The sequence below is a fragment of the Lactobacillus sp. ESL0230 genome, assembly GCF_003692805.1.
GTDB lineage: Bacteria > Bacillota > Bacilli > Lactobacillales > Lactobacillaceae > Lactobacillus > Lactobacillus bombicola.
This window is the reverse complement of sequence record NZ_REHI01000006.1, coordinates 158,672-182,661: the sequence shown is the minus strand read 5'-3', so window position 1 is coordinate 182,661 and position 23,990 is coordinate 158,672. Positions and strand designations below refer to the sequence as shown.

Here is a 23,990-nt window from a genome sequence, read left to right as displayed (position 1 = left end):
ATTAAAAATAATTACTATTTGTTTGCTTTTTTGTTAGCGCTTTCTGTTAAAATTTTGTCACGCTCCAGCACTGGTTTAAGGTATTGTCCGGTATAGCTTTCTTTAACTTGAACAAGTTTTTCTGGAGTTCCAGTTGCAATAATTGTGCCACCTCTTTCTCCTCCTTCAGGTCCTAAATCAATCAACCAATCTGCACTTTTAATAACATCTAAATTATGTTCAATAATTAAAACAGTATTTCCTTGATCTACTAACCTTTGGAGCACCTCAAGTAAACGCTTAATATCATCCGTATGTAACCCAGTGGTTGGCTCATCTAAGATATAAAAGTTTTTACCAGTTGAAAGTTTTTGTAGTTCAGCCGCTAACTTCATCCGTTGAGCTTCACCACCAGATAATGTAGTAGCAGACTGACCTAATTTAACATAACCCAAGCCCACATCAACAATTGTTTGTAGCTTGCGCGCAATCTTCGGAATGTTTTTAAAAAAGTCACACGCATCAACAATTGTCATGTCTAACACCTGTGCAATGTTTTTATTACGGTAAGTTACCTCAATTGTTTCTGAATTATAACGATTGCCATGACAAATTTCACACGGTACATAAACGTCCGGTAAAAAGTTCATTTCAATCTTAATAATTCCATCCCCATGACACGCTTCACAACGTCCACCTTTGACATTAAATGAAAATCTTGCTTTAGTGTAGCCTCGTAACTTGGCTTCATTAGTCTGCGCAAAAAGCGAGCGAATATCATCAAAAACGCTAGTATAAGTTGCCGGGTTACTTCTTGGAGTTCGCCCAATTGGACTTTGATCAATATCAATAACTTTCTCAATATTCTTATACCCGCTAATGCTCTGATATTTACCAGGTTTAGTTTGATTGCGATTTAACTTTTGCGCTAATACCCTTTTCAAAATCATATTAATCAAAGTTGACTTTCCTGAACCGGAAACCCCAGTTACTACTATTAATTTACCTAGTGGGAAGTCTACCTTTATATTTTTAAGATTGTTTTCCTCTGCTCCGGTTATAGTTATCTTTTTGCCATTTCCCTTACGTCTTGTTAAAGGAACCGGTACAAATTTTTTACCAGCTAGATATTGGCCGGTTAGTGATTTGGTATTTTTTTCAACTTCTTTTGGTGTGCCAGCAGCCATAATTTTACCACCAAAACTACCAGCACCTGGTCCCATATCAATTAAGTAGTCTGCCTGGCGCATAGTTTCATCATCATGTTCAACCACAATTAGGGAGTTCCCCAAATCACGCATTCTTTTTAGGGCAGCAATCAAGCGATCATTATCACGTTGATGCAGACCAATCGAGGGTTCATCTAAGACATACATTACACCTGATAAATTAGACCCAATTTGGGTAGCTAATCTTATACGTTGCGCTTCACCACCAGATAAAGTATTAGCAGTTCGTGATAAAGTCAGATAATCAAGGCCCACGCTATCTAGGAAAGTTAAGCGATCACGCACTTCTTTTAAAATTGGCTTAGCAATAACTTCTTCTTGCTCACTAAGCTGAATATGATTAAAAAATTCTATGGCTTTACTAATCGCTAAATTTGATGTTTCCGCAATATCTTTACCCATTATTTTAACAGCTAAAGCTTTGCGATTTAACCGCTTGCCATGACAGGTTGAGCAAGTTAATTCTGCCATATACTTGGCCATCACATCACGCATAAATTTAGACATAGGATGCAAATAACGCTTTTCCACATTCTCCATTACGCCCTCAAAAGGAGCAGTTGTATCATTAACACCAAAATCACCAGTCACATGAAATTTTATTTTTTTAGTTGAACCATGCAAAATTATTTCTTTTTGTCTTTTGGTTAATTTTCCAAAGGGCTTATCTAGCGGTATCTTTAAGGCAGCGCAAGCTTGAGTTAGCATTTCACTGTAGTATTTAGAATTTTTCCATGGTGCAATTGCCCCTGCTGCCAAGGTTTTACTTTGATCCGGAATAACTAATTCTTCATCTACCGCTAATTTTATGCCTAAACCGTCACAATCTGGACAAGCACCAAAAGGAGCATTAAACGAAAAAAGTCGTGGTTCCATTTCGCCAACTGTAAAGCCACATTTCGGACAAGCGTAGTATTCTGAAAAGTTGAGCATCTCACTATTAATCACGTCCACATTCATATATCCATCAGACAAGCGCAACGCTGCCTCTACTGAGTCAAATAAACGCGAGCGAATACCATCTTTAATAACTAAGCGGTCAACTACAATATCAATAGTATGCCTTTTATTTTTATCAAGCGTAAAATCATCACCGATTTCATGCATCTCACCATCAACAATTACACGGACATAACCTGCACGTTGAACACGCTTAAAGACCTCTTGGTGGGCACCGCGCTTAGCTCGAATAACCGGGGCTAGCAATTGAATTCGACTCCGATCAGGTAATTCTAAAATACGGTCAACCATTTGTTCGGCTGATTGCCGTTCAATTGGGGTTTGATCATTGGGACAAATTGGATGACCAACTCGTGCCCATAATAATCGCAGATAATCATTAATCTCAGTCACTGTACCAACAGTTGAACGTGGATTATGCGATGTGGTTTTTTGATCAATCGAAATTGCGGGATTTAAGCCATCAATTGCATCAACGTCAGGCTTATCCATTTGGCCTAAAAACTGTCTTGCATAACTTGAAAGTGATTGAACATAACGTCTTCGTCCCTCAGCATATAGGGTATCAAAAGCTAATGAACTTTTACCTGAACCAGATAAACCAGTTATTACAACTAATTTATCCTTAGGAATTGTTAAGCTAATATTTTTTAAATTATGTTCTCGTGCACCACGAATAACAATTTGATTATTTGCCATTTATTTTATTTCCTTTTTTGATACTTGGTTTTCTAGTAGAACTCTCCAATTCCATTATTGCATCACGCAAAGTGGCTGCTCCTTCAAAATCCAATTTTTTAGCAGCTTGCTGCATTTGCTGACGCAAGTCTTTAATCATTGTTTTCTTTTGTTTAGCATTCAATTCGTCAAAATTTAAATCAGCAAAGCTTTCATTTTGTTCTTCATCAACTGCTTTAGTTGCCGAAATAACTGCTCTAATTGGTTTAATAATTGTCTGCGGTTTAAGTTGATGTTCTTCGTTAAATTTAATTTGTAAGTCACGTCTACGCTTAGTTGACTCAATTGCTTGGCGCATTGAGTCAGTAATCGTATCCGCATACAAAATAACTTCACCATTTGCATTACGTGAAGCTCGCCCCATTGTTTGAACTAAGGGACGATAAGCCCGCAAAAAGCCTTCTTTGTCAGCATCTAGAATAGCCACTAGGGAAACTTCTGGTACATCAATTCCCTCACGCAACAAATTAATCCCAATTAAAACATCATACTTACCTTCTCGTAAATCATGCAAAATTTGCATCCGTTCTAGTGTTTTAACATCTGAATGTAAATATTGCACTTTAATTCCAATATCTTTTAAATAATCCGTTAAATCTTCAGCCATTTTTTTGGTTAAGGTTGTTACAAAAACACGTTCGTTATGGTCAATGCGTTGATTGATTTCTCCAACTAAATCATCAATTTGACCTGCAACTGGTCGAACATCAATTTTAGGATCAAGCAACCCTGTCGGCCGAATTATCTGCTCCACCTTGTGATCTGTCCGCGCTAACTCATAATCACCTGGAGTAGCTGAAACATATAAAATTTGATTAACATGCTGCTCAAATTCTGCTATTTTTAGTGGCCGGTTATCAAGGGCTGAGGGTAAACGAAAGCCATAATCAATCAGGGTCTTTTTTCGGTTACGGTCACCATTATACATGGCCCGAATTTCAGGCATTGTAGCATGCGACTCATCAATCAAAATTAAAAAATCATCTGGAAAGAAATCTAACAGTGTATAGGGCGGTTCACCTTCTTTTCGCCCTTCCATATGCCGCGAATAATTTTCAATCCCGTTAGTGTAGCCTACTTCACCCATCATTTCGAGATCGAAAGTTGTCCGCTGTTTAATCCGTTCCGCTTCTAATAGTTTACCTTGTCCCTCAAATTCTTTTACCTGAACTTTCATTTCTTGCGAAATTGCCTTAATAGCACGCCGCAATTGTTCTTCATTAGTCATGAAATGAGTGGCAGGAAAAAGTGAAATACTTTCTCTTTCGCCTATTACTTCACCAGTTAGGGAATCTATCTCCACAATCCGGTCAATTTCATCACCAAAAAATTCAATTCGATAAGCATGATTAGAATTTCCAGCTGGAAAAATTTCCACTACATCCCCACGGACACGAAAACGTCCCCGCTGAAAATCGATATCATTACGGTCATATTGAATATTGACTAAATTTCGCAAAAGCGTATTGCGCCCATAGTCATCACCCTCATGAACCGTAATTACACTAGCAGAATATTCCTTAGGATCGCCTAAACCATAAATACATGAAACAGAGGCAACCACAATTACGTCATTGCGCTCCATTAAATCACTAGTTGCTTTATGACGTAACTGATCGATTTCATCGTTAATAGCGGAATCCTTTTCAATGTATGTGTCGGATTGAGGCACATAAGCCTCTGGCTGATAATAATCATAATATGAAACAAAATAATCAACTGCATTATTAGGAAAAAATTCCTTGAATTCACCATAAAGTTGGCCAACTAACGTTTTATTATGTGAAATAACCAAAGTTGGTTTATTAAGTTGAGCAATAATATTAGCCATCGTAAAAGTTTTACCTGTCCCGGTGGCCCCTTCAAGAATCTGCTCTTTATATCCATTGTTAAAGCCAGCTGTTAGTTTAGTAATTGCCTGCTCTTGATCGCCCGCAGGCTTAAACTTAGATACAAGCTCAAATTTTCGTTTTTCTTGTCGTTTAATCATAGAAAGGCTCCTTCTAAAAAAGTTGGACATTCACAGTCCAACTCTCAATTGACAGATATTATTTTACGCTCTCGAACATATTTTCGCACAATATTTGCTTATTGTAATAATTGTTTTAAAGTTACTTGGTACTGTTCAGCTTTAGACTTAGCTTTTGCAATACTTGACTGGTTAACTCCAACATAGGCTTTAATTACTGGCTCAGTTCCAGAAGGACGCAGGGCAAGCCAAGTTTCATCAGCTAAGTAATACTTTAATACGTTAGCTGGTGGTAGTTCGCTTAGTGATTTTACTTCATTATTAACTATTTCTTTTTGCTGTAAAAAATCTTGCGTTTTGACAACTTTACTTCCATTAATTTGTGTTAGTTGCTCACTACGCAATTGACTCATTAACTTGTTCATTTGGCTTTGCCCATCAATTCCAGGCATCTCAATTGCAGTAGTAATTTCATAAGAAGTGCCGTATTTTTTCCATATTTCGTTTAAGCCGTCAAATACGGTCATTCCTCGACTAGCATAATATGCAGCAACTTCAGCAAACATCAATGCCCCTTGCATCGCATCCTTATCACGAGCAAATGGCTTAAATAAATAACCATAGCTTTCTTCAAAGCCCATTAAAAATTTGCCATCCTTTTCTCTTGCCAGCCGATCAATTTCTTCACCAATAAACTTAAAGCCAGTTAAAACAGACTTAGTTCTTATCCCGAAATCTTGAGCAATTTTAAGTGGCATGCTACTTGAAACTATTGAAGTGATTAACTCATAATCATTAGAAAGGCGCTGACTTTCTTTTAAATTAGTCAACAAATAATAAATCATTAATGTTGCTATCTGATTACCGGTTAAAACCTCAAAACTACCAGTCTTTGTTCTGACACAAGCCCCCATCCGATCAGCATCTGGATCAGTTGCAATAATCAAATCCGCATTTTTTTCATTAGCTAATTTAATTCCTACATCAAATACATCCCGGTACTCGGGATTGGGTTTCTTAGTAGTTGGAAATTCGGGGTCAATAATCGATTGGCTCGGAACTGGTATTACATTAGTAAATCCCCCTTGCCTAAACGCACGGTCATATAATATTTTACCAGTTCCGTGTAACGGCGTATAAATAATTGTTAGTTTGCTAGCATTTTTGGCAATCATATTCGAATTAACACAAACCGTTTGTAATCTGGCTAAATATTGCTCGTCAATATCTTCACCAATTAATTTAAGTAAGCCGGCAGAGCGTAATTCGGCTACACTAGCTGCCTCAACTTGAAAAATATCTTCTACATTTTGGGCATAAGTAAATACTCGATCTGCGTCAGCAGGTCCCATCTGCGCGCCATCAGCCCCATAAACTTTATAGCCATTATACTCTTTGGCATTATGCGAAGCCGTGATATTGATTCCTGCAAAGGCCTTTAAGTGACGAACAGCGTAAGATAATTCTGGTGTGGGCCGAATATCATCAAATAAATAAACTTGAATACCATGAAATCCTAAAATTCTAGCCGCATGTTCAGCAAACTCACGCGAATGATAGCGTGAATCAAAAGAAATCACTACCCCCGCTTTTTTTTCTTTACAACCTTTTTCAACAATTAAACGAGCTAGTCCCTCAGTGATTCGACCAATTGTAAATAAATTAATCCGATTAGTTCCAGGTTCAAGTTTGCCGCGCATCCCAGCTGTACCAAAATTTATATCTTGACCAAAGGCATCATCAATCCACTGTTCATTTTGACCAAGTAAATTTAATTGTGCTTGCAAATAATCAGGCATATTTTGCGCTTTTTGCCATATTTTAAAAGTTTCTTTTGCACTCATTACTGCACTAAACCTCTTTTTCTATAATAAATTCGTTTTCATAACCCCTATTCTAGCATTTATTAACTAAAAAAAAGAATTCAACCCACAAGCTGAATTCTTTTTTAAGTTTTTTAATCATTTAAAGCTTGTAAATAATTATAAGCTTCTTGTCCAGCAATGCTACCGTCACCAACAGCATTAGCAATTTGCCGTAAATCTTTTGCCCGGACATCTCCTACAGCAAAGATACCGGCCACTTTAGTTTTCATATGTTCGTCAGTAGGAATCCAGCCCTGCTCGTTAACAATACCGATGTCTTTTAAAGGAGCAGTTTGCGGAATCACACCAACATAAATAAAGACCCCACGAGTAGTTAATTTCTTAGTAATACCCTTTTCCTTATCTTTATATGTAACACTAGTAACGCGATTGCCATCCCCATCTATTGATTCAGTTTCTGCATTCCAAATGAAATTCATCTTTTCATTGGCAAAAGCCCTTTTTTGTAAAGTTGGCTGTGCCCGTAATTGATCGCGGCGATGGATAACTGTAACCGACTTAGCATTTTGAGCTAAGTAAATGCCCTCTTCAATAGCCGAATCGCCACCACCAATTACAGCAATATCCTCGTTTTTAAAAAAAGCAGCATCACAAACAGCACAGTAGGAAACACCTTTACCAGCGTATTCATCTTCACCAGGAATATTCAAGTGCCGGTGATCTGCCCCAGTTGCAATAATTAAAGCAGGTGCACGATATTCACCGGTATCAGTTGTTACAACTTTGTAGTTACCTTCAAGACTAACCTGTTGTACATCACCATATTCAAATTTTGCACCAAATTTCATAATGGAATTATACATTTTTTCGCCTAATTCCGAACCTTTAATTTCGCTAAATCCAGGATAATTATCAATTGCATCAGTGTTATTCATTTGACCGCCATAAAGCCCGCGATCAAGAAGCAAAACTGACAAATTAGCTCGCGAGGCATATAAAGCTGCGGTTAAGCCACCTGGCCCAGCCCCTATAATAATTACATCATAATTTTGAGTCATTTTTTCACCTTAGCCACTTTCTTTTAGTAAGTAAATACTACTCCTAAATAACTCTAAAGTCTAATTTCCTGTTTTGGCTTTCTATCCATCATTTTAGTAATTTCAGTAGCAACACTACTTTTTTCATATAAAACACGATAAACAGCTTCACTAATTGGCATGTCAATTGCTTTTTCCTGACATATTTCATGAATTGCCTTAACAGTTGTTGCGCCTTCTATCACCTGACCCATATTTTCAACAATATAAGCAAAACTCTTCCCTTCACCCAATTGCTTGCCACAACGCCAGTTACGAGAATTGACTGATGTACAAGTTACGATTAAATCACCAATTCCCGCTAAACCACTAAAAGTCATTGGCTGTGCTTGGTAGCAGTTTACACCTAAACGCGTAATCTCAGCTAATCCTCGCGTCATTAGTGCTGCTTTTGCATTATCACCATAACCTTGACCAGCTAAAATGCCTGCAGCAATTGCAATCACATTTTTAACCGCACCAGCCACTTCAACACCAATTAAATCACTATTGGTATACAAGCGTAAATAGTCATTAGTAAAAATAGTTTGCACTCTTTGTGCATTTTCCTTACTGATTGAAGCACATGTAATGGCAGTAAGATCTTTTTGCGCTACACTTTCAGCATGGCTCGGCCCAGAAATAGCAACTATTTTCTCTGGATTTTCCGGATATATTTCTTCTGTTAAAATTTCTGAAATTAATTTTTTAGAACCGGGTTCAATTCCTTTAGTAGCAGTAACTATCAATGGCTGAAGATTACTTTGGTTTAAAACAAGCTTAACTTCTTTTGCAACACTGCGAATTGCTTGTGTAGGTAAAACAAATAAGATAATTGCGGCATTATTTAAAGCCTGCTTTAAATTAGCTGTTGCCCAAACCGTTTCATTCACTTGCCAATCCTTCATGTAATGTGTATTAGTATGCTCAGTGTTAATTTCTTGATTAACTTGAGCATTATTACCATAAAGTATAACCTCATTACCTTTATCAGCAAGTAAAGATCCTAAAACCGTTCCCCATGAACCTGCTCCTAAAACTGCAATTTTTGTCATTTAACTTCCAAACTTTCTTTAATAACTATCTCAATATTTAATCCCTTGTATACGGGTATTTTAATCCACTACCATCTAAGTACCACTTAGGTTTAACCACTACTCGACGATAGATAAATAACAAGAAAACCACGATAAACAAAACTAGACTTAGCAGTTGCGATACCCTGATTGTATTTGCAATATATAAACTATCTGTGCGCAAACCTTCAACAAAAAATCTTACCACAGCATACCAAGCCAAATATAGCATAAAAACTTCCCCCTGCTTGAAAATATGTCTGCGATGGCGCAAAAGTAAAATTAAAATTAAGCCAATAAGATTTAGTACAGATTCATATAAAAACGTCGGCTGATAATAAGTGCCAGCTATTTTCATTTGATTAATGATAAATAGTGGTAAATGTAAACTCTGCAAAAACTGGAGTGAAGTCGCTGCGCCATGGGCTTCTTGATTAAAAAAGTTCCCCCAACGGCCTAAAATTTGGGCTGCCATTACTCCAGGAACGATTATATCTAGCATCAAAAACGGTGGCAATAATTTCTTATAACAAAATACCAATAAAACAATTAATCCGGCTATCAATCCACCATATATAGCAATACCCCCATTCCAAATTGCAATAATTTGATCTGGATGTTGCGCATAATAGTCCCATTCAAATGCAACGTAATATATCCTCGCACCTAGATAGCCAATCGGTACTGCCCATAAAAGTAAATCTACAAAATCATCGCTTATAATATGTCTTTTTTGGCCTTCAATAATTGCCATTACTACTGCTAAAATAATTGCAGTTGCCATAATGACGCCATACCATTTAACACTAATATCACCCAAGTTAAACGCAACTGGATTAATTGTTAAAGTCATTTTATTTTCCTTTATTTAATTATTTAATTTTATCGTGAATTCTGGGCAATTAAAGTAGTTAAATTATCATCAAAAGCAGAAGTTGCGTTGTAACCCATTTTTTTAGCTCTAAAATTCATTGCTGCCACTTCAATAATATCTTCCATATTGCGACCGACTTTAACTGGAATTGTAATTTGCGGTACTTCTACATTACAAATATCACGTTTACTCTCTTCAAAGCCAAGACGGTCATAGTTAGCCTTATTATCCCAATTAACTAATTTAATTACTAATTGAATATTAGCCCGATTTTTGACAGCTCCTACGCCAAATAAATCCATTACATTAATAATACCGATGCCGCGAATTTCCATCAAATGCCTTAAAATTTGCGGTGGTTCACCCATCACAGTTTCAACATCTTTTTGATAGACATCAACACGATCGTCAGCAATTAACCGGTGCCCGCGCCTAATAAGTCCTAAAGCCGTTTCTGATTTCCCTACACCAGAATCACCGGTTAACAAAATACCTAATCCCTTGACCTCAATAAACACCCCGTGAATTGTATCGCGAACAGCAAGGCGCTCCCGTAGATACTCCGTCAAAATACTAGCTACATAAGTAGTTGATTCTGGTGAAGAAAGAATCGGGATTTGCGCCTTATCAGCAGCTTCTTTTAATTCATGTGGCACTGGCAACGAACGTGAAACAAAAAAACATGGTGTTTCTGGTGTACACAGTTTGGTAAAAACCCGCACTAGACTTTCATGATCTAGTCGAGCAGCATAAGAAATTTCTGTACGACCCAAAAGTTGAATTCTTTGTTGCGGATAAAAATCAAAATAGCCAGTTAATTCTAAGCCTGGTCGATATATATCAGAAACAACAATTTCTTTCTCACTAATATATTGCGCTCCCTGAACAACGTGCACTATCCGATTATCACGAATTAGATTTTTTAATTTAATGGCATTTCCCATTCTTATACCTCTAGACTTTACTTATCAACATCCTTAGTTTCGGCGTCACGCACTTTTTTACGCTTATGTTTGGGGGTATTTTCGTTAGACCAACCCGTACTCCAAGTTTTTTTCTGATTAGCAGAGCTATCATCTTTGTCTTTAGTGAAATAATTGATTAGCCAAATAATTAAAGCAATAACTATAATTGCCGGTAAAAGCATAAAGATAATATGAAACATAGCAAAAATAATGCATAAGGCAATTAACACTAACAATAAAATACTGACAATTCCCAAAAAACTCATTTTTACACCTATTATTTAACCTATTCCGGATTCTCTTGACTAAGCTGCCATTGTAAATATGCATAAACAAATGGCTGCAATTTTCCATCCATTACACCGCTAGTATCAGCAGTTTCATAACCTGTGCGCAAATCTTTAACTAAATTATAAGGATGAAAGACATAGGACCTAATTTGCGAACCCCAGCCATTCTCCATTTGCTCACCTTTAAGCTCTTGTTTATGCTGGCGTTTTTTTTCTTCTTCTAAATGAAAAAGCTTTGCGCGTAACTCATTCATTGCAGTTTCGCGATTTTGTAATTGCGAACGCTGTGCTTGCGAAGTGGTAACAAAACCTGTTGGCAAATGAGTAATTCGCACTGCACTCGATGTCTTATTAATATGCTGGCCGCCTGCGCCACTTGAACGATAAACATCAATTCGTAAATCTTTGGGATTAATATCAATTTTAATACTATCATCAATTTCGGGAATAATTTCAACCGCAGCAAAAGAAGTATGTCTTCTTTTAGCCGAGTCAAACGGTGAAATTCTTACTAAGCGATGAACTCCATTTTCTGATTTCAATAACCCATAAGCATTTTTACCGCTAATTCTTACGTTAACACTCTTAAGACCAGCTTCTTCACCTGCTTCATAATTATTAATTTCAAAGTTAAAACCATTCATTTCACAATAACGCTGATACATTCGCAATAGCATCTGTCCCCAATCCATTGCCTCTGTACCGCCTGCACCAGGATGAATTTCTAACAGGGCATTATGGCTGTCATATTTACCTGCCAAAAGCAAATCCATCTCATAGTTATGGAATGCACTTTGCAGCTTTTCTAAATCAGCTTCAACTTCTATTTGTAAATCTTGATCTGGCTCTTCATTTAATAATTCAATGGCGGTCAATTCATTTTGATAATTTTCCTGCAAACTTAAAAAAGAATCACGCTTTTCCTTTAATAAGTTTGTTTCGGCAATTAATTTTTGGGCGCGCTCTTGCTTATCCCAAAATGAGGGCTCTTGCATTTTACTCTCATTAATCGCAATACTTTCAGCAATTGCATCAAGGTCAAAGAGACCCCCTAAAGTGGTTTAACCGCTTTTGCAAGTTAGCCAACTCACTTTGAATTTCACTAATTTCCATCATAAGTGTTTCTCCATCATAAATTTATAGTAAAAAAGAGAAAGCTGTAACTTTCTCTTCAATCTTAACTTTTACCGACTAAGATTTTGTCTGATTTCAGCCTTCATAAATAAGCGAGTTACATCAAATTCAATATTTGAAATCATTTCTTCAAACATACTGTAACCAGAATCTTGATATTCAACAAGTGGATTAAGTTGACCATAACCACGCAAGCTAATCGACTGCCGCAATTGATCCATTGCATCAATATGATCTGTCCAGCGGTCATCAACCACTCGCAAAATAACAACTTTTTCAAATTCGAGCATCTCAGATGGGTCAGCCAATGCTTGCGACTTTTCATTATAATTAGCTTCTACAGCATCATATAATTTTTGCTTTAATTCAGGAACTGTAATCGTCTTGAAGTTGATTTTATCTACTTCATCTTCTCTTAACAAACTTGAACTAATGAAGTCCCGCAATGAATCAAGCCGCCATTTACTACGATCTCCTTGAGTAAACATATCAACTTGACTATCAATTGTACGCTTAATCATCGGTATTAAAACAAAGTTAAGTGAATTATCTTCATCAATAACTCGCATTCTTTCACCATAAATAATTTCACGTTGAATTCGCATAACATCATCATACTGTAATGTTTGTTTACGGGTATCATAGTTATTACCTTCTACTCGTTTTTGAGCAGATTCAACTTGGCGCGTGATTAAGCGACTTTCAATCACTTTTTCATCATCATTGTCAGATAGTCGATCCAAAAAGTCCTTAACCCGATCACCACCAAAGCGTTTCATTAAATCATCTTCAAGTGAAAGGTAAAAACGGGTAACACCTGGATCCCCTTGCCGACCAGCACGCCCACGAAGTTGATTATCGATTCGCCGTGATTCATGCCGCTCAGTACCAATCACTGCTAGTCCACCGAGCTCTTTTACTCCAGGTCCAAGTTTAATGTCAGTCCCACGACCAGCCATATTAGTAGCAATAGTTACAGCACCGCGTTGACCTGCATTCATGATAATTTGGGCTTCTTTAGCATGATTCTTAGCATTCAAAACAGCATGTGGAATACCTGCTTCTTTTAGTAGCTGACTCAACCGCTCTGAACTTTCAACAGCAACTGTACCAACTAACACGGGTTGACCTTTTGCATGACGTTCTTTAATTTCTTCCACTACTGCAGCTAGTTTTGAAGTTAAAGTTGGGTATAGGATATCAGACTTGTCTTGACGAATTTTAGGTCGGTTAGTTGGAATCGTAATCGCCTGCATATTGTATATTTCACGAAATTCTTCTTCCTCTGTTTTAGCGGTACCAGTCATACCAGATAGTTTCTTATACATTCTAAAGAAGTTCTGGTAAGTAATTGTCGCCTGCGTCTTTGATTCTTCTTGAATTTTAACGTTTTCTTTTGCTTCAATTGCTTGGTGCAGACCATCAGAATAGCGCCGACCACTCATAACCCGACCAGTGAAAGAATCAACAATTAAAACTTCCCCATCTTGAACAACATAATCAATATCTTTAAGCATGATGTAATTAGCGCGTAAAGCTTGGTCCAAATGGTGAACTAATTTTTGATTTTCTACATCATACAAGTTCTTCAAGCCAAAGTGATCACAAGCCTTCTGAATACCAGTTCTAGTTAAAGAAATCGTCTTAGTAGGCCAATCAATCTTGTAATCGCCATGATCCTCATCGTCATCCGCATCATCGCCACTAGTATCTTCTTTCAAAGTCTTAACAAAACGATCAGCCCGAATATAATCACCATTAGCCTGTTCTGCTTCACCTGAAATAATTAGTGGCGTCCTTGCCTCATCAATTAGGATGGAATCGACCTCATCAATAATGGCATAGTTAAGTTCTCGCTGCACCATTTGTTCCTTATAGACAACCATGTTATCCCGCAAATAGTCAAAGCCTAATTCAGCATTAGTTGAATAAGTAACATCACAGTTATATGCTTCTCTTTTTTCGTCAGGTGACATTGAATTAAGATTCAAGCCAACAGTCAAACCTAACCACTTATAAAGCTGACCCATTTCTTCTTGATCACGGCTCGAAAGATATTCATTAACTGTGACAACATGAACACCTTTACTTGTTAAAGCATTCAAATATACAGGCATTGTGGCAGTTAAAGTCTTACCTTCACCGGTCATCATTTCCGCAATATTACCAAAGTGTAATGCAATTCCACCCAAAATTTGGACATGAAATGGGAATAGTCCCAGTACCCTTTTGGCTCCTTCACGCGCTACTGCAAAAGCTTCGGGTAAAAGATCATCTAAGCTTTCACCTTTAGCTAGCCGTTCACGAAATTCTGGAGTTTTTGCTTTTAGTTGATCATCAGTAAGTTGATCATATTTGTCAGCATAACTTTCAACTTGATTTGCTATTTTTTCAAATCTTTTTAGTTCTCTTTTATCGTTATTGTATAGTTTCTTTAAAACGTTTACCATTTAATCGATCCTTATATGTACTTAAGTATAAAAACACATGCTAATTTTAACATGATTAGCGCTAAATGAAAAATTAACCAAATAAAAACCTCACATTAAATGTGGGGTCCTCATTCAAATACACTATTTTATTTAGTTTCAATTAAACCATATTGACCATCATTCCTGCGATAAACAATACTGGTTCCATTTGTTTCAGCGTCTTGAAAGACAAAGAAATCATGTTCTAGCATATTCATTTGTAAAATAGCTTCTTCAGGATTCATTGGCTTTAAACCAATCTGCTTATTACGCACAATGGTAAACCCACTATCAGTATCCTGAATTTCTTCATTTACATCTTCATCTACCACTTGTTCAACGAAGAAATTATCCACACCCTTTTCGCGCCCCTTACGGTTTACACGTGTTTTGTATTTTCTAATCTGTCTTTCCAGTTTTTCAGAGACAAAGTCGATGCTACGATACATGTCATCAGTTGTCTTTTCTGCTCTCAATACTAAGTATGGCAGTGGAATAGTAATTTCAACTTTGGCAGTCCGATCACGATACACCTTTAAGTTTACATGAGCAACCATCTCTTGAGTCATATCAAAATATTTTTCTAATTTTTTTAAGCGCTTCTCAACGTAACTACGCAAAGCATCGGTTACCTCAATATTTTCACCACGAACATTATACTTTAACATATGAGATTCTCCTTTCAACTGCTTATGCAGCCTTACGATACTTACATTATAACAAAAATTGAAAGCGCTGAACAATATTATTCTATCTGCAAACTGAAAAGCTACTTATTTTAGCCCTAGGGAAGGTCGCCAAAACCGCATCCCGTGCATGATACAAGGTCCTGCCCGTAGTATAAATATCATCCAAAAGCAAAACTTTTTTCATATTTAAGTCAATATTATATTTAGCTTTTATAAAAAAGCTTTGTTTACTTTGCAAGCGCTCTTTTCTACTTTTTTCACCTTGTGCTTGTTGCCCATCAATTTTACCCAAAATAGTAGTTAAATTAACTAAATCACCATAAATTGCACTAACTGTGTCAAATTGCCTCTCAGCTATGTGGCTAGCAGATGTGGGGATTGGTACATAGTAGTCAGCCTTTATTTTAGCTAAATTTTTATAGCATAAATCTTGTAAAACATAACATAAAACATAATCTCCATAACGTTTATAATTGACCATTAAATCGTGAAATGCCTGATTATATAGATAAACCGCTTGATGATAGAGTACATTGTTACCATAGATTTTTTGCCAACGGCGGCAATCTGAACAAATCAAACTTTGCTTATCAGCGTCTTGTAGTAATTTACCCGAGCAAATTTTGCAGCTAATTGCAGGTAAAAATTCAAATTGGGCTAAACAATGATGACATAGCTGTTCTTCATGCCATTTTCGCCAAGAAAGAAGCTGATTTAACGACAAAATAGGCGCAAACATTTGATTACATAGTAAACATTTTTTCATCTATTAAGTTCCTTAATCTGCTGTGATGCTTTCCGTAACTGGTTTGTATACTTGTGATAGCAAAATAACACTAACCCATCAGTATCATTTTTAGCCCGTCCCACTCTTCCCGCAATCTGAACTAAGCTCGAAGCGGTATAAATTTTATCATCTGCTTGAACAATAATCACCCAAACATGCTTAAACGTTACTCCCCGCTCTAAGATTGTCGTTGTTACTAGAATTTGCAATTTTTGATTGCGAAATTGCTGTACTTTTTCTAGACGCTCTTTATCGCCAGCATAAACACCAGCTATTTTTATTTGCCTAAGTTGTTCAACTTGCTTAAGAGCTGACAAATACAAAGAGATTTGTTCAATTCGCGGTACGAAAAGTAAAAGCGGATGTCCTTTTTTAGTTACAGCAATAATCTCCTTTAGTAACTTAGGATGAATTTTGCCCTTACTTAAAAAGGGCCGTAAAAACATTTTCTCTTTTGGTAAAGGTAACTTGCCACCATGAAACCGCCGCTTTAACTGTAAAATTTCGATTTTTCCTACTTTAACATCTGCTAATAAATCTTTAGTTGGCGTAGCTGTTAGATAAACTTGAACACCAGCTATTTTTAATGCATTCTTAGCCGCAAAATGCAAAGTATTATTTTCAACATACGGAAAAGAATCAGTCTCATCAATTACTAACAGATCAAATGCATGATAAAATTTTAATAATTGATGTGTAGTACAAATTGTTAATTGATCAAGCCTTGGATCAATATATTCTTGACCGTGATATTTACCAATTTTAGTTTTATTAAAAGCCGCTTTAAAACGCGGGTATAATTCATTAACAACATCGATTCTAGGACTAGCAATACAACAGCGTTGACCCCAACTTAAGCTTTGATTTATCAAGGCAAAAAGCATTTCTGTTTTACCCGCCCCTGTCACCGCGTAGACCAAAGTATTTTTCTTATTTATGAAATTTTCAACTAATTTTTGCGAAATTTTTTCTTGCAAAGGCGTTAACTTACCATTCCATGTTAATTGGCGTTTATCTTTGGGAAAAGCAACTTCTTGTTCATTCCGAATCAAAATGTCACCTTCAACAATTCGTCCCAGTTCAATACATGAACGACAATACCGCTTACCGTTTGGCAATTTGGCATTAACCATTGCCCCACACCGCTTGCAATGACTATCTTCAATCGCACTTACTTTTGTTAAATCGGTATTTATGCTAAAATCCTCTTGACTACCAATCCATTGGCGGCCGATGAGGCTAGTTAAATTTTCCATCTACTTTCCCTCCAATCTATAAGTACGTAAAACGAAGGTGAATTCTTTTGATGCAAGAAAAAAATTATTTAACTATTAAGAATAATGGTACAAATGAACTAATAATTAAGAAAAGTCGTTTTATTACCACCTTAGTACGAACTAATACAATAGTTGAAGCTGACCAAGCAATTGCGGCTATTACTAAAAAATACCGAGATGCAACCCACAATACCTATGCTTATGTCGTAGAAGATCATGTCAAAGCTAGTGATAACGGCGAACCTGCTGGAACAGCAGGAGTTCCGGAATTAAAAGCACTGCAATTGATGAATCTAAAAAATGTAACTGCTGTAGTGACACGTTATTTTGGTGGAATTAAACTTGGTACTGGTGGACTAATTCGTGCTTATTCAAATAGCGTGACTGAAGCGGCTAAAACAATTGGAGTGGTTAAACGCATGCAACAGCAAAAAGTCGATTTTCATGTTGCATATAATAAATTTGATGAGGTACAACATTTTTTAACTAATGAACAAATTTTTATTGCCAATACTGATTATGGAGTAGATGTAAATATTCAAATTTTTGTCGACGAAAAAGTACGAACTGCTGTTGAAAATAACCTAACCAATCTTTTAGCTGGACAAATCACGTTCAACCTAGGCGAAAAACGTTATATCGAAGTTCCTATTACCGAACATAATTATCATTCACAATAATTAAAAGCCATGGAAATCAAACTATTTCCATGGCTTTTTTATTGAATTCAACTCGGTCAATCATGCTTCTTATTTTTTAATTGTTCTGGTTTTTCTTGACCTAAATGCCATACTTCAACTGTTGGATCATTTTTACTGCGCATACTAATTAGTTTTTGAAGTAAACATAATAAGGGCTTATATTTTTCTCCTAGCAGGCCAATCGATTCCACAAATACTTCTAATGCAACAACTAGTCCTGCAATTAACAACCACATCCCCCAGGTTGGTGATAACAAGAATAACAGTGAAATAAATGAAAAAATCAATGATAAAGAATAGATTGCTAAAACTGTCTGTCGATGAGTCAAGCCCATCTTCATTAATTGATGATGTAAGTGGTGCTTATCTGCTTGCGAAACAGGTTGGTTATTCAACTTACGCCGAATCATTGCATAAATGGTATCAGTAATTGGCACACCTAAAATTGTTACTGGTACTAAGAGTGAAATAAAAGTAACATTCTTTAGTCCCTTTAAAGAAAAAATAGCAATCATAAAACCAATATACAAAGCACCTGTATCACCCAAAAATATCTTTGCGGGGTGAAAATTATATGGTAAAAAGCCCAGTAAACAAGCAGCTAGCATAAAACAACTAATTGGAATATAAAGTTGATTGGTATGTAGAAAAAAGTAACCAACAATTCCCATGGTAATCAGCGATATTAGTGATACACCATCAGCTAAGCCATCTAACCCATCAATTAAATCTACTGCATTAGTCAATGCAAGAATCCAAAAAATTGTAATTGGCAAACTCCACCAGCCCAAATTAATCTGTTTATTCAAGAGTGGCAAATTGAGTACATTCATCTTAATGTCAGCCAAAAAATAAATAATTAAAGCACCAATTAAAATGCCAAACATTTTTTGGCGCGGCTTTAGTTCTAGAATATCATCAATAATTCCCGTTAAAACAATTACACTAGAAGCTAACAATACACTAAAAGCTTCATGCGTGGGAAACTGCTCTCGCAATAGAACAAATGTACCAATATTATAGGTCACAAAGATACCCAAGCCACCAAGGGTTGGCATTGGTTTTTTATTAACTCTTCTAGCATTAGGATTATCAACCGCCCCCAAAACAAAGGCAAGACGCCTAATAAATGGTGTAATTGACGCTTGAATAATCACTAGAAAGAATAATTCAACAATAATTTTAAACATAGTCGACTACTTTCATAATTAATTGCTTTAATTATACAGGGTGAAGCAAAAATCCACAAATCACAAAATTTACTATTTAATAATTGAATTTTTTACTATATTTAAACACAAATCAAAAAAGCTGAATTTTTTAATTCAGCTTTTTTATCTTGCAACTGCGACTACCCTTTTTTCACGGATAACCGTAATTTTAATATTACCTGGGTAATCAAGTTCCTTTTCAACTTGCTTACGAATATCATGGGCCAATACAGTAATTCGGTCATCTGAAATCTTATCTGGCTTGACCATCACGCGAACTTCTCGTCCAGCTTGAATGGCATAAGCTTGATCAACTCCATCATATCTTTTAGCAATTTGTTCTAATTCAGTTAATCTTCTTATATAATTTTCTAAACTTTCACTTCTTGCCCCAGGTCGAGCCGAAGATATCGTGTCTGCCGCCACTACTAGCTCAGCAACAAATGATAACTTCGGTACATCACCGTGATGGGCCGCAATTGCATTAACAACTACATCTGATTCATGATATTTTCTAGTTAATTCTACACCAATTTCAACGTGTGAACCTTCAATATCATGATCGATGGCTTTTCCTATATCGTGTAATAATCCCGCGCGAACTGCTAATTTTTCATTTAAACCAAGCTCAGCCGCCATTGCTCCAGCTAATTTAGCCACTTCAATTGAATGCCCTAAAACATTCTGGCCATAGGACGTTCGATATTTAAGGCGACCAAGAATTTTAACAAGTTCAGGATTCATTCGATGAATCCCTAGCTCCATTAATGCGCTTTCACCAGCTTCATAAATGTCATCATTGACTTCTTTGCGTGCTTTATCAACCATCTCTTCAATTCGAGCTGGATGAATACGACCATCCTTAACCAGCCGTTCCATTGCTCGTTTAGCAATTTCACGTCGAATCGCGTCAAAGCCACTCAAAGTGACTACTTTAGGAGTATCATCAATTATTAAATCAACTCCAGTTAGAGCTTCAAAGGAGCGAATATTCCGACCTTCTCGACCAATAATTCTTCCCTTCATTTCCTCATTAGGCAAATTAACTACTGAAACTGTTGTTTCAGCAACAGTTTCAGCCGAACTACTTTGAATTGCATCAATAATAATTTTACGGGCATAATGATCAGCTTTAACCCGAATTTCTTCATTACTATCCTTGATCATTTCTGCCCGTTCCTTAACTAGTTCATCAGATAATTGGGTCAAAACTAACTTCTGTGCTTGATCTTTACTCAGTTGAGCAACCTCGTACAGCTTTTCCTTAGTTTGATCGACTAAGTCAGTTACAACCTTTATATTTTTCTTTAGCTCTAGTTCTTGCTTACGAAAGTGATTTTCTTTTTCAGTTAATTCGGCTTCCTTTTCCGTCAATAAAGAGTTTTTATGTTCAAAAGTATCTTCTTGTTGCTTTAAACGATTAGTATCGCGTGCAACCAAATCGCGCTTAACATTTAATTCATCTTCAACCTTTTGTCGATAAGTTTGAATTTGCTCTTGCGCTTCAAGAATTTTTTCTTTTTTAATATTTAGTGCACTCTGCTTTAAAGTTTCAGCAGCTTGCTTTTGAAAACTTATTTCAGCTTGGGTAGCTGCCACTTGAGACTTTGCTTCAGCTAAAATATTATCAGCATTCTTTTTGGCATTTTGAGCTTTCTTTTCCCAAATATTTTTTCTGAAATAATAGCCAATAATTAAACCTAGTAAAATTGAAATAATAGCAATCGCGATGGGAACCAAAATTGTTTTTATCATGATTACTATCGCCTTTTTTTATTTTTAGATTATTCACACAAACTTAATGATAAATAACCTAATCACTTATGTCAATCAACTAAAAAAAACCTTGACCAAAATTTATAGATCAAGGTTAATTTCTTCAATTCTAGTTACTTTTGTCATCTACTTCTTTTTCAGCAGAAGTCGTTTTAGTTTCTGGTTTGGTTGCCTTAGCTTTTTTAGCTTTAGCATTTTCTGGATCTTCACGTTCAGAAATGGCTTCTTCATCAATACCATAAATATGACGAACTTCCTTTTGAACTTCAGCGTATATTTCTGGATGATCTTCTAAATATTGCTTTGCATTTTCACGCCCCTGACCAATACGTTCATCTTTGTATGAATACCAAGAGCCAGCTTTCGCAATAATATCTTTATCAGCTGCCATATCTAGCAATTCACCACTTTGGGAAATACCTTTGCCATACATCATATCTACTTCCGCAACTTTAAAAGGCGGTGCAACTTTGTTTTTAACAACTTTAATTTTTACACGATTTCCCGTTATTTCGCCACCAGTCTGCTTAATTTTTTCTGCACGTCTAATTTCTAAACGGATTGTCGCATAAAACTTAAGTGCGCGCCCACCTGGAGTCGTTTCCGGATTACCAAACATAATGCCAACTTTTTCTCTAATTTGATTAATAAAAATGGCAATTGTCTTTGTCTTGTTAATATTTCCAGAAAGCTTACGCAAAGCCTGACTCATTAAACGTGCTTGTAACCCCACATGACTATCACCCATTTCTCCGTCAATTTCAGCTTGGGGAACTAGAGCAGCTACAGAGTCGACAATTAAAATATCAATTGCACCACTTGTAATTAGTGTATCCGCAATTTGTAATCCTTCTTCACCAGTATTAGGCTGCGATAAAATGAGTGAATCCACATCAACCCCTAAGGCTTCTGCATATGCTGGATCCATTGCATTTTCAGCATCAATGTAAGCAGCCGTACCACCACGCTTTTGTACTTCAGCTACAGCATGTAAAGCAACCGTGGTCTTACCAGAAGATTCAGGACCATAAATTTCAACAATTCTTCCCCGTGGATAGCCCCCGACCCCTAAAGCTGAGTCAAGTGCAAGTGAACCAGATGGAATCGTTGAAATTTTAGTATCTGCTTTATCGCCCATGCGCATAACAGCGCCCTTACCGAAGTTCTTTTCTATTTTTTTAAGCGCATTTTCCAATGCTGCCTGCTTTTCATCTTTGGGCAAGACTTTTCCTCCTCTAAAATAATAATCACCAGTTTATACTCATTAATTATACGTTGCTTGAAGATATATTTGCAAGAAATATAGCGAACAAATGTTTAAATAAGCTTAAGCCCTACTAATATATATGCAAAAATAACCCATATTTTTTGATTTATTTTTTTAATCCTTTAGGTTGTACCCAATTTTGGACCAAGTTAAGCAATAGATCAACTAATACTGCCATTAATGCAGTGGGAAACGCCCCAGCTAAAATTATTGCGTTGCCGCTAGTTGCATTAGTACCGCGAATAATAATATCGCCTAATCCGCCGGCACCAACAAAAGAACCAATTGAAGTAATTCCAATTGCTATTACTAAAGCATTTTTTAAACCAGCTACAATTACTGAAATTGATAAAGGTAACCGAACCAAATAAAGTAATTGCAGCTTAGTCATTCCCATACCTTTACCTGAATCAATAATATTTTTATCAACACTGCACATGCCAGTATATGTATTTTTAATAATTGGTAACAATGAATATAGCGTAACAGTAAAAACAACTGTTTTTACTCCTAAACCCATTCCAATCATTACGATTGACAAAAGAGCAAGTGAGGGGATTGTCTGAATGAAATTAGCAAATTCAAGCACAAAACTTCCCAAATGTGTATTACGAGCAATCACAATTCCCAGCGGAATACCAATAATTGCTGCAAACAATACACCATAAACTGACATTAAAAAAGTACGATTAAATTGACTAAGTATATAATTGCCATTATGTTGATAATAATAAATAAATTGTTGCCATAAAGTTAAATTAGCCATTATTTTTACCCCTAAAAAAATTATGTTTTACCAAAAATTGATGCGCCACGGTAGAGGGTTCTAGTAATCTATCATCTACTTCAAAATTCATTCTTCGTATGTCATGAATACTAATATTCCCCACTAATCTCATCAAAAGAGGCTTAAGGTCGGGATGATTACGTAATAAATAATTATTAATTAACATGCCGCAATTATATGGCGGAAAAAAATGCTTATTATCCTTTAATAATTTTAATCGATAGCTATCAATTCGCCCATCCGTAGAATAACCTAAAATCACATTCACTTTACCACTTTTTAGGGCGGAATAAACCAGACCAATATTCATTGGCTCAATTTTGGTAAAAGCCATATGATACGCTTGCTTAAACTGCCTATAACCAACTCCTGGTGCATTAATCCATTCCGAAGCAACTCCAAATGAAAATTTATTTTGCCATTGTTTTAAGTCAGAAATTTTATATAAATTATATTTTTTTTGTGCACTTTTTTTTACCATAAAGGCATAATTATTGGCAAAGCCATAAGTGGGAAGATATGTTTGATCCCACCTTTTTTTCGCCTCACTCCGCACTGTCTGATTGGCCCTTTTTGCATTTTTAATTGGAGCTAGATGTAAATTAGCAGTCAATTCACCCCCATCATAGGCAACCGCTTGGATGTCAGCATCATGACGATACAATGCTTGGTGCTGCATTGGGGCTGAACCTAAATTATTAACAATGGAAGCGCGATATGGCGTTTCATGTTCAATTAATTGAACAATTATGTTAGCGACAATTTGAGATTCAGTTGTTGTTAAGGCAGTTACTCTAATCTGATCACTACTAGGTTGATTATCAACTAATCCACACGCACAAGTAGCTATCATAGTCATAAATGTAATGGTAGAAATTAATATTTTTGCTCGTCTTTTCATTACTAAG

The 23,990-nt window shown here is 36.2% G+C and carries 19 protein-coding genes; 1 reads left to right on the top strand and 18 read right to left on the bottom strand.

Features of this window, described 5'->3' with window-relative positions:
- Positions 1 to 14 precede the first annotated feature (14 nt).
- From uvrA to F5ESL0230_RS02660, 13 genes are all read right to left on the bottom strand, one after another.
- Entirely contained in the window at positions 15 to 2,867 is a 2,853-nt protein-coding gene (gene uvrA / locus F5ESL0230_RS02720) for an excinuclease ABC subunit UvrA (RefSeq protein ID WP_122021479.1), read from the bottom strand.
- Positions 2,857 to 4,896, bottom strand: a complete 2,040-nt coding sequence (gene uvrB / locus F5ESL0230_RS02715) for an excinuclease ABC subunit UvrB (protein ID WP_122021478.1) — start codon at positions 4,894 to 4,896, stop codon at positions 2,857 to 2,859. Before uvrB ends, uvrA begins: the two co-directional genes overlap by 11 nt.
- Before the next feature lie 98 nt (positions 4,897 to 4,994).
- Entirely contained in the window at positions 4,995 to 6,719 is a 1,725-nt protein-coding gene (locus F5ESL0230_RS02710) for a phospho-sugar mutase (protein ID WP_122021477.1), read from the bottom strand.
- 113 nt (positions 6,720 to 6,832) lie between these two features.
- Complete coding sequence (gene trxB / locus F5ESL0230_RS02705) at positions 6,833 to 7,759, bottom strand: thioredoxin-disulfide reductase (RefSeq protein WP_122021476.1); 927 nt, start codon at positions 7,757 to 7,759, stop codon at positions 6,833 to 6,835.
- Positions 7,760 to 7,812: 53 nt separating this feature from the next.
- On the bottom strand, positions 7,813 to 8,832 hold the full coding sequence (locus F5ESL0230_RS02700) for an NAD(P)H-dependent glycerol-3-phosphate dehydrogenase (protein ID WP_122021475.1): 1,020 nt from the start codon (positions 8,830 to 8,832) through the stop codon (positions 7,813 to 7,815).
- A 37-nt stretch (positions 8,833 to 8,869) separates the two neighbouring features.
- Entirely contained in the window at positions 8,870 to 9,706 is an 837-nt protein-coding gene (gene lgt, locus F5ESL0230_RS02695) for a prolipoprotein diacylglyceryl transferase (protein ID WP_122021474.1), read from the bottom strand.
- 29 nt (positions 9,707 to 9,735) lie between these two features.
- Positions 9,736 to 10,671: an HPr(Ser) kinase/phosphatase gene (gene hprK / locus F5ESL0230_RS02690; protein ID WP_122021473.1), complete on the bottom strand. Its 936-nt coding sequence runs from the start codon at positions 10,669 to 10,671 to the stop codon at positions 9,736 to 9,738.
- A gap of 17 nt (positions 10,672 to 10,688) precedes the next feature.
- Positions 10,689 to 10,958: a hypothetical protein gene (locus F5ESL0230_RS02685; protein ID WP_122021472.1), complete on the bottom strand. Its 270-nt coding sequence runs from the start codon at positions 10,956 to 10,958 to the stop codon at positions 10,689 to 10,691.
- 20 nt (positions 10,959 to 10,978) lie between these two features.
- Positions 10,979 to 12,095 (bottom strand): peptide chain release factor 2 gene (prfB, locus tag F5ESL0230_RS02680; RefSeq protein ID WP_199688759.1). Its coding sequence is split into 2 segments (ribosomal slippage): positions 10,979 to 12,022 and positions 12,024 to 12,095, totalling 1,116 coding nucleotides; the frame shifts between segments, so codons are not numbered across the junction.
- A gap of 71 nt (positions 12,096 to 12,166) precedes the next feature.
- Positions 12,167 to 14,566 (bottom strand): preprotein translocase subunit SecA, encoded by a 2,400-nt coding sequence (gene secA / locus F5ESL0230_RS02675; RefSeq protein ID WP_122021471.1) that lies wholly within the window; start codon positions 14,564 to 14,566, stop codon positions 12,167 to 12,169.
- A gap of 128 nt (positions 14,567 to 14,694) precedes the next feature.
- Positions 14,695 to 15,255, bottom strand: a complete 561-nt coding sequence (hpf, locus tag F5ESL0230_RS02670) for a ribosome hibernation-promoting factor, HPF/YfiA family (RefSeq protein ID WP_122021470.1) — start codon at positions 15,253 to 15,255, stop codon at positions 14,695 to 14,697.
- Positions 15,256 to 15,337: 82 nt separating this feature from the next.
- On the bottom strand, positions 15,338 to 16,042 hold the full coding sequence (locus F5ESL0230_RS02665; RefSeq protein WP_122021469.1) for a ComF family protein: 705 nt from the start codon (positions 16,040 to 16,042) through the stop codon (positions 15,338 to 15,340).
- On the bottom strand, positions 16,039 to 17,319 hold the full coding sequence (locus F5ESL0230_RS02660; protein ID WP_122021468.1) for a helicase-related protein: 1,281 nt from the start codon (positions 17,317 to 17,319) through the stop codon (positions 16,039 to 16,041). Before F5ESL0230_RS02660 ends, F5ESL0230_RS02665 begins: the two co-directional genes overlap by 4 nt.
- 47 nt (positions 17,320 to 17,366) lie before the next feature.
- Between F5ESL0230_RS02660 and F5ESL0230_RS02655 the strand changes: the two genes are divergently transcribed.
- Positions 17,367 to 18,020, top strand: coding sequence for a YigZ family protein (locus tag F5ESL0230_RS02655; RefSeq protein WP_122021467.1), 654 nt, complete (start codon positions 17,367 to 17,369; stop codon positions 18,018 to 18,020).
- A 56-nt stretch (positions 18,021 to 18,076) separates the two neighbouring features.
- Here F5ESL0230_RS02655 and F5ESL0230_RS02650 read toward each other — a convergent pair whose 3' ends face one another.
- From F5ESL0230_RS02650 to F5ESL0230_RS02630, 5 genes are all read right to left on the bottom strand, one after another.
- On the bottom strand, positions 18,077 to 19,231 hold the full coding sequence (locus F5ESL0230_RS02650; RefSeq protein ID WP_122021466.1) for a glycosyltransferase family 4 protein: 1,155 nt from the start codon (positions 19,229 to 19,231) through the stop codon (positions 18,077 to 18,079).
- Positions 19,232 to 19,375: 144 nt separating this feature from the next.
- On the bottom strand, positions 19,376 to 21,007 hold the full coding sequence (gene rny / locus F5ESL0230_RS02645; RefSeq protein ID WP_122021465.1) for a ribonuclease Y: 1,632 nt from the start codon (positions 21,005 to 21,007) through the stop codon (positions 19,376 to 19,378).
- A gap of 130 nt (positions 21,008 to 21,137) precedes the next feature.
- Positions 21,138 to 22,250, bottom strand: coding sequence for a recombinase RecA (gene recA, locus F5ESL0230_RS02640; RefSeq protein ID WP_118896757.1), 1,113 nt, complete (start codon positions 22,248 to 22,250; stop codon positions 21,138 to 21,140).
- A 151-nt stretch (positions 22,251 to 22,401) separates the two neighbouring features.
- Positions 22,402 to 23,061 (bottom strand): ABC transporter permease, encoded by a 660-nt coding sequence (locus F5ESL0230_RS02635; RefSeq protein WP_122021464.1) that lies wholly within the window; start codon positions 23,059 to 23,061, stop codon positions 22,402 to 22,404.
- Positions 23,054 to 23,983 carry a glycine betaine ABC transporter substrate-binding protein gene (locus F5ESL0230_RS02630; protein ID WP_122021463.1) on the bottom strand — a complete coding sequence of 310 codons (930 nt, stop codon included), beginning with the start codon at positions 23,981 to 23,983 and terminating at the stop codon, positions 23,054 to 23,056. Before F5ESL0230_RS02630 ends, F5ESL0230_RS02635 begins: the two co-directional genes overlap by 8 nt.
- Positions 23,984 to 23,990 lie beyond the last annotated feature (7 nt).

Excerpts from the sequence above, each read along its gene's own strand:
- uvrA (WP_122021479.1), bottom strand. The coding sequence starts at position 2,867 with ATGGCAAATAATCAAATTGTTATTCGTGGTGCACGAGAACATAATTTA.
- uvrB (WP_122021478.1), bottom strand. The coding sequence starts at position 4,896 with ATGATTAAACGACAAGAAAAACGAAAATTTGAGCTTGTATCTAAGTTT.
- F5ESL0230_RS02710 (WP_122021477.1), bottom strand. The coding sequence starts at position 6,719 with ATGAGTGCAAAAGAAACTTTTAAAATATGGCAAAAAGCGCAAAATATG.
- trxB (WP_122021476.1), bottom strand. The coding sequence starts at position 7,759 with ATGACTCAAAATTATGATGTAATTATTATAGGGGCTGGGCCAGGTGGC.
- F5ESL0230_RS02700 (WP_122021475.1), bottom strand. The coding sequence starts at position 8,832 with ATGACAAAAATTGCAGTTTTAGGAGCAGGTTCATGGGGAACGGTTTTA.
- lgt (WP_122021474.1), bottom strand. The coding sequence starts at position 9,706 with ATGACTTTAACAATTAATCCAGTTGCGTTTAACTTGGGTGATATTAGT.
- hprK (WP_122021473.1), bottom strand. The coding sequence starts at position 10,671 with ATGGGAAATGCCATTAAATTAAAAAATCTAATTCGTGATAATCGGATA.
- F5ESL0230_RS02685 (WP_122021472.1), bottom strand. The coding sequence starts at position 10,958 with ATGAGTTTTTTGGGAATTGTCAGTATTTTATTGTTAGTGTTAATTGCC.
- secA (WP_122021471.1), bottom strand. The coding sequence starts at position 14,566 with ATGGTAAACGTTTTAAAGAAACTATACAATAACGATAAAAGAGAACTA.
- hpf (WP_122021470.1), bottom strand. The coding sequence starts at position 15,255 with ATGTTAAAGTATAATGTTCGTGGTGAAAATATTGAGGTAACCGATGCT.
- F5ESL0230_RS02665 (WP_122021469.1), bottom strand. The coding sequence starts at position 16,042 with ATGAAAAAATGTTTACTATGTAATCAAATGTTTGCGCCTATTTTGTCG.
- F5ESL0230_RS02660 (WP_122021468.1), bottom strand. The coding sequence starts at position 17,319 with ATGGAAAATTTAACTAGCCTCATCGGCCGCCAATGGATTGGTAGTCAA.
- F5ESL0230_RS02650 (WP_122021466.1), bottom strand. The coding sequence starts at position 19,231 with ATGTTTAAAATTATTGTTGAATTATTCTTTCTAGTGATTATTCAAGCG.
- rny (WP_122021465.1), bottom strand. The coding sequence starts at position 21,007 with ATGATAAAAACAATTTTGGTTCCCATCGCGATTGCTATTATTTCAATT.
- F5ESL0230_RS02635 (WP_122021464.1), bottom strand. The coding sequence starts at position 23,061 with ATGGCTAATTTAACTTTATGGCAACAATTTATTTATTATTATCAACAT.
- F5ESL0230_RS02630 (WP_122021463.1), bottom strand. The coding sequence starts at position 23,983 with ATGAAAAGACGAGCAAAAATATTAATTTCTACCATTACATTTATGACT.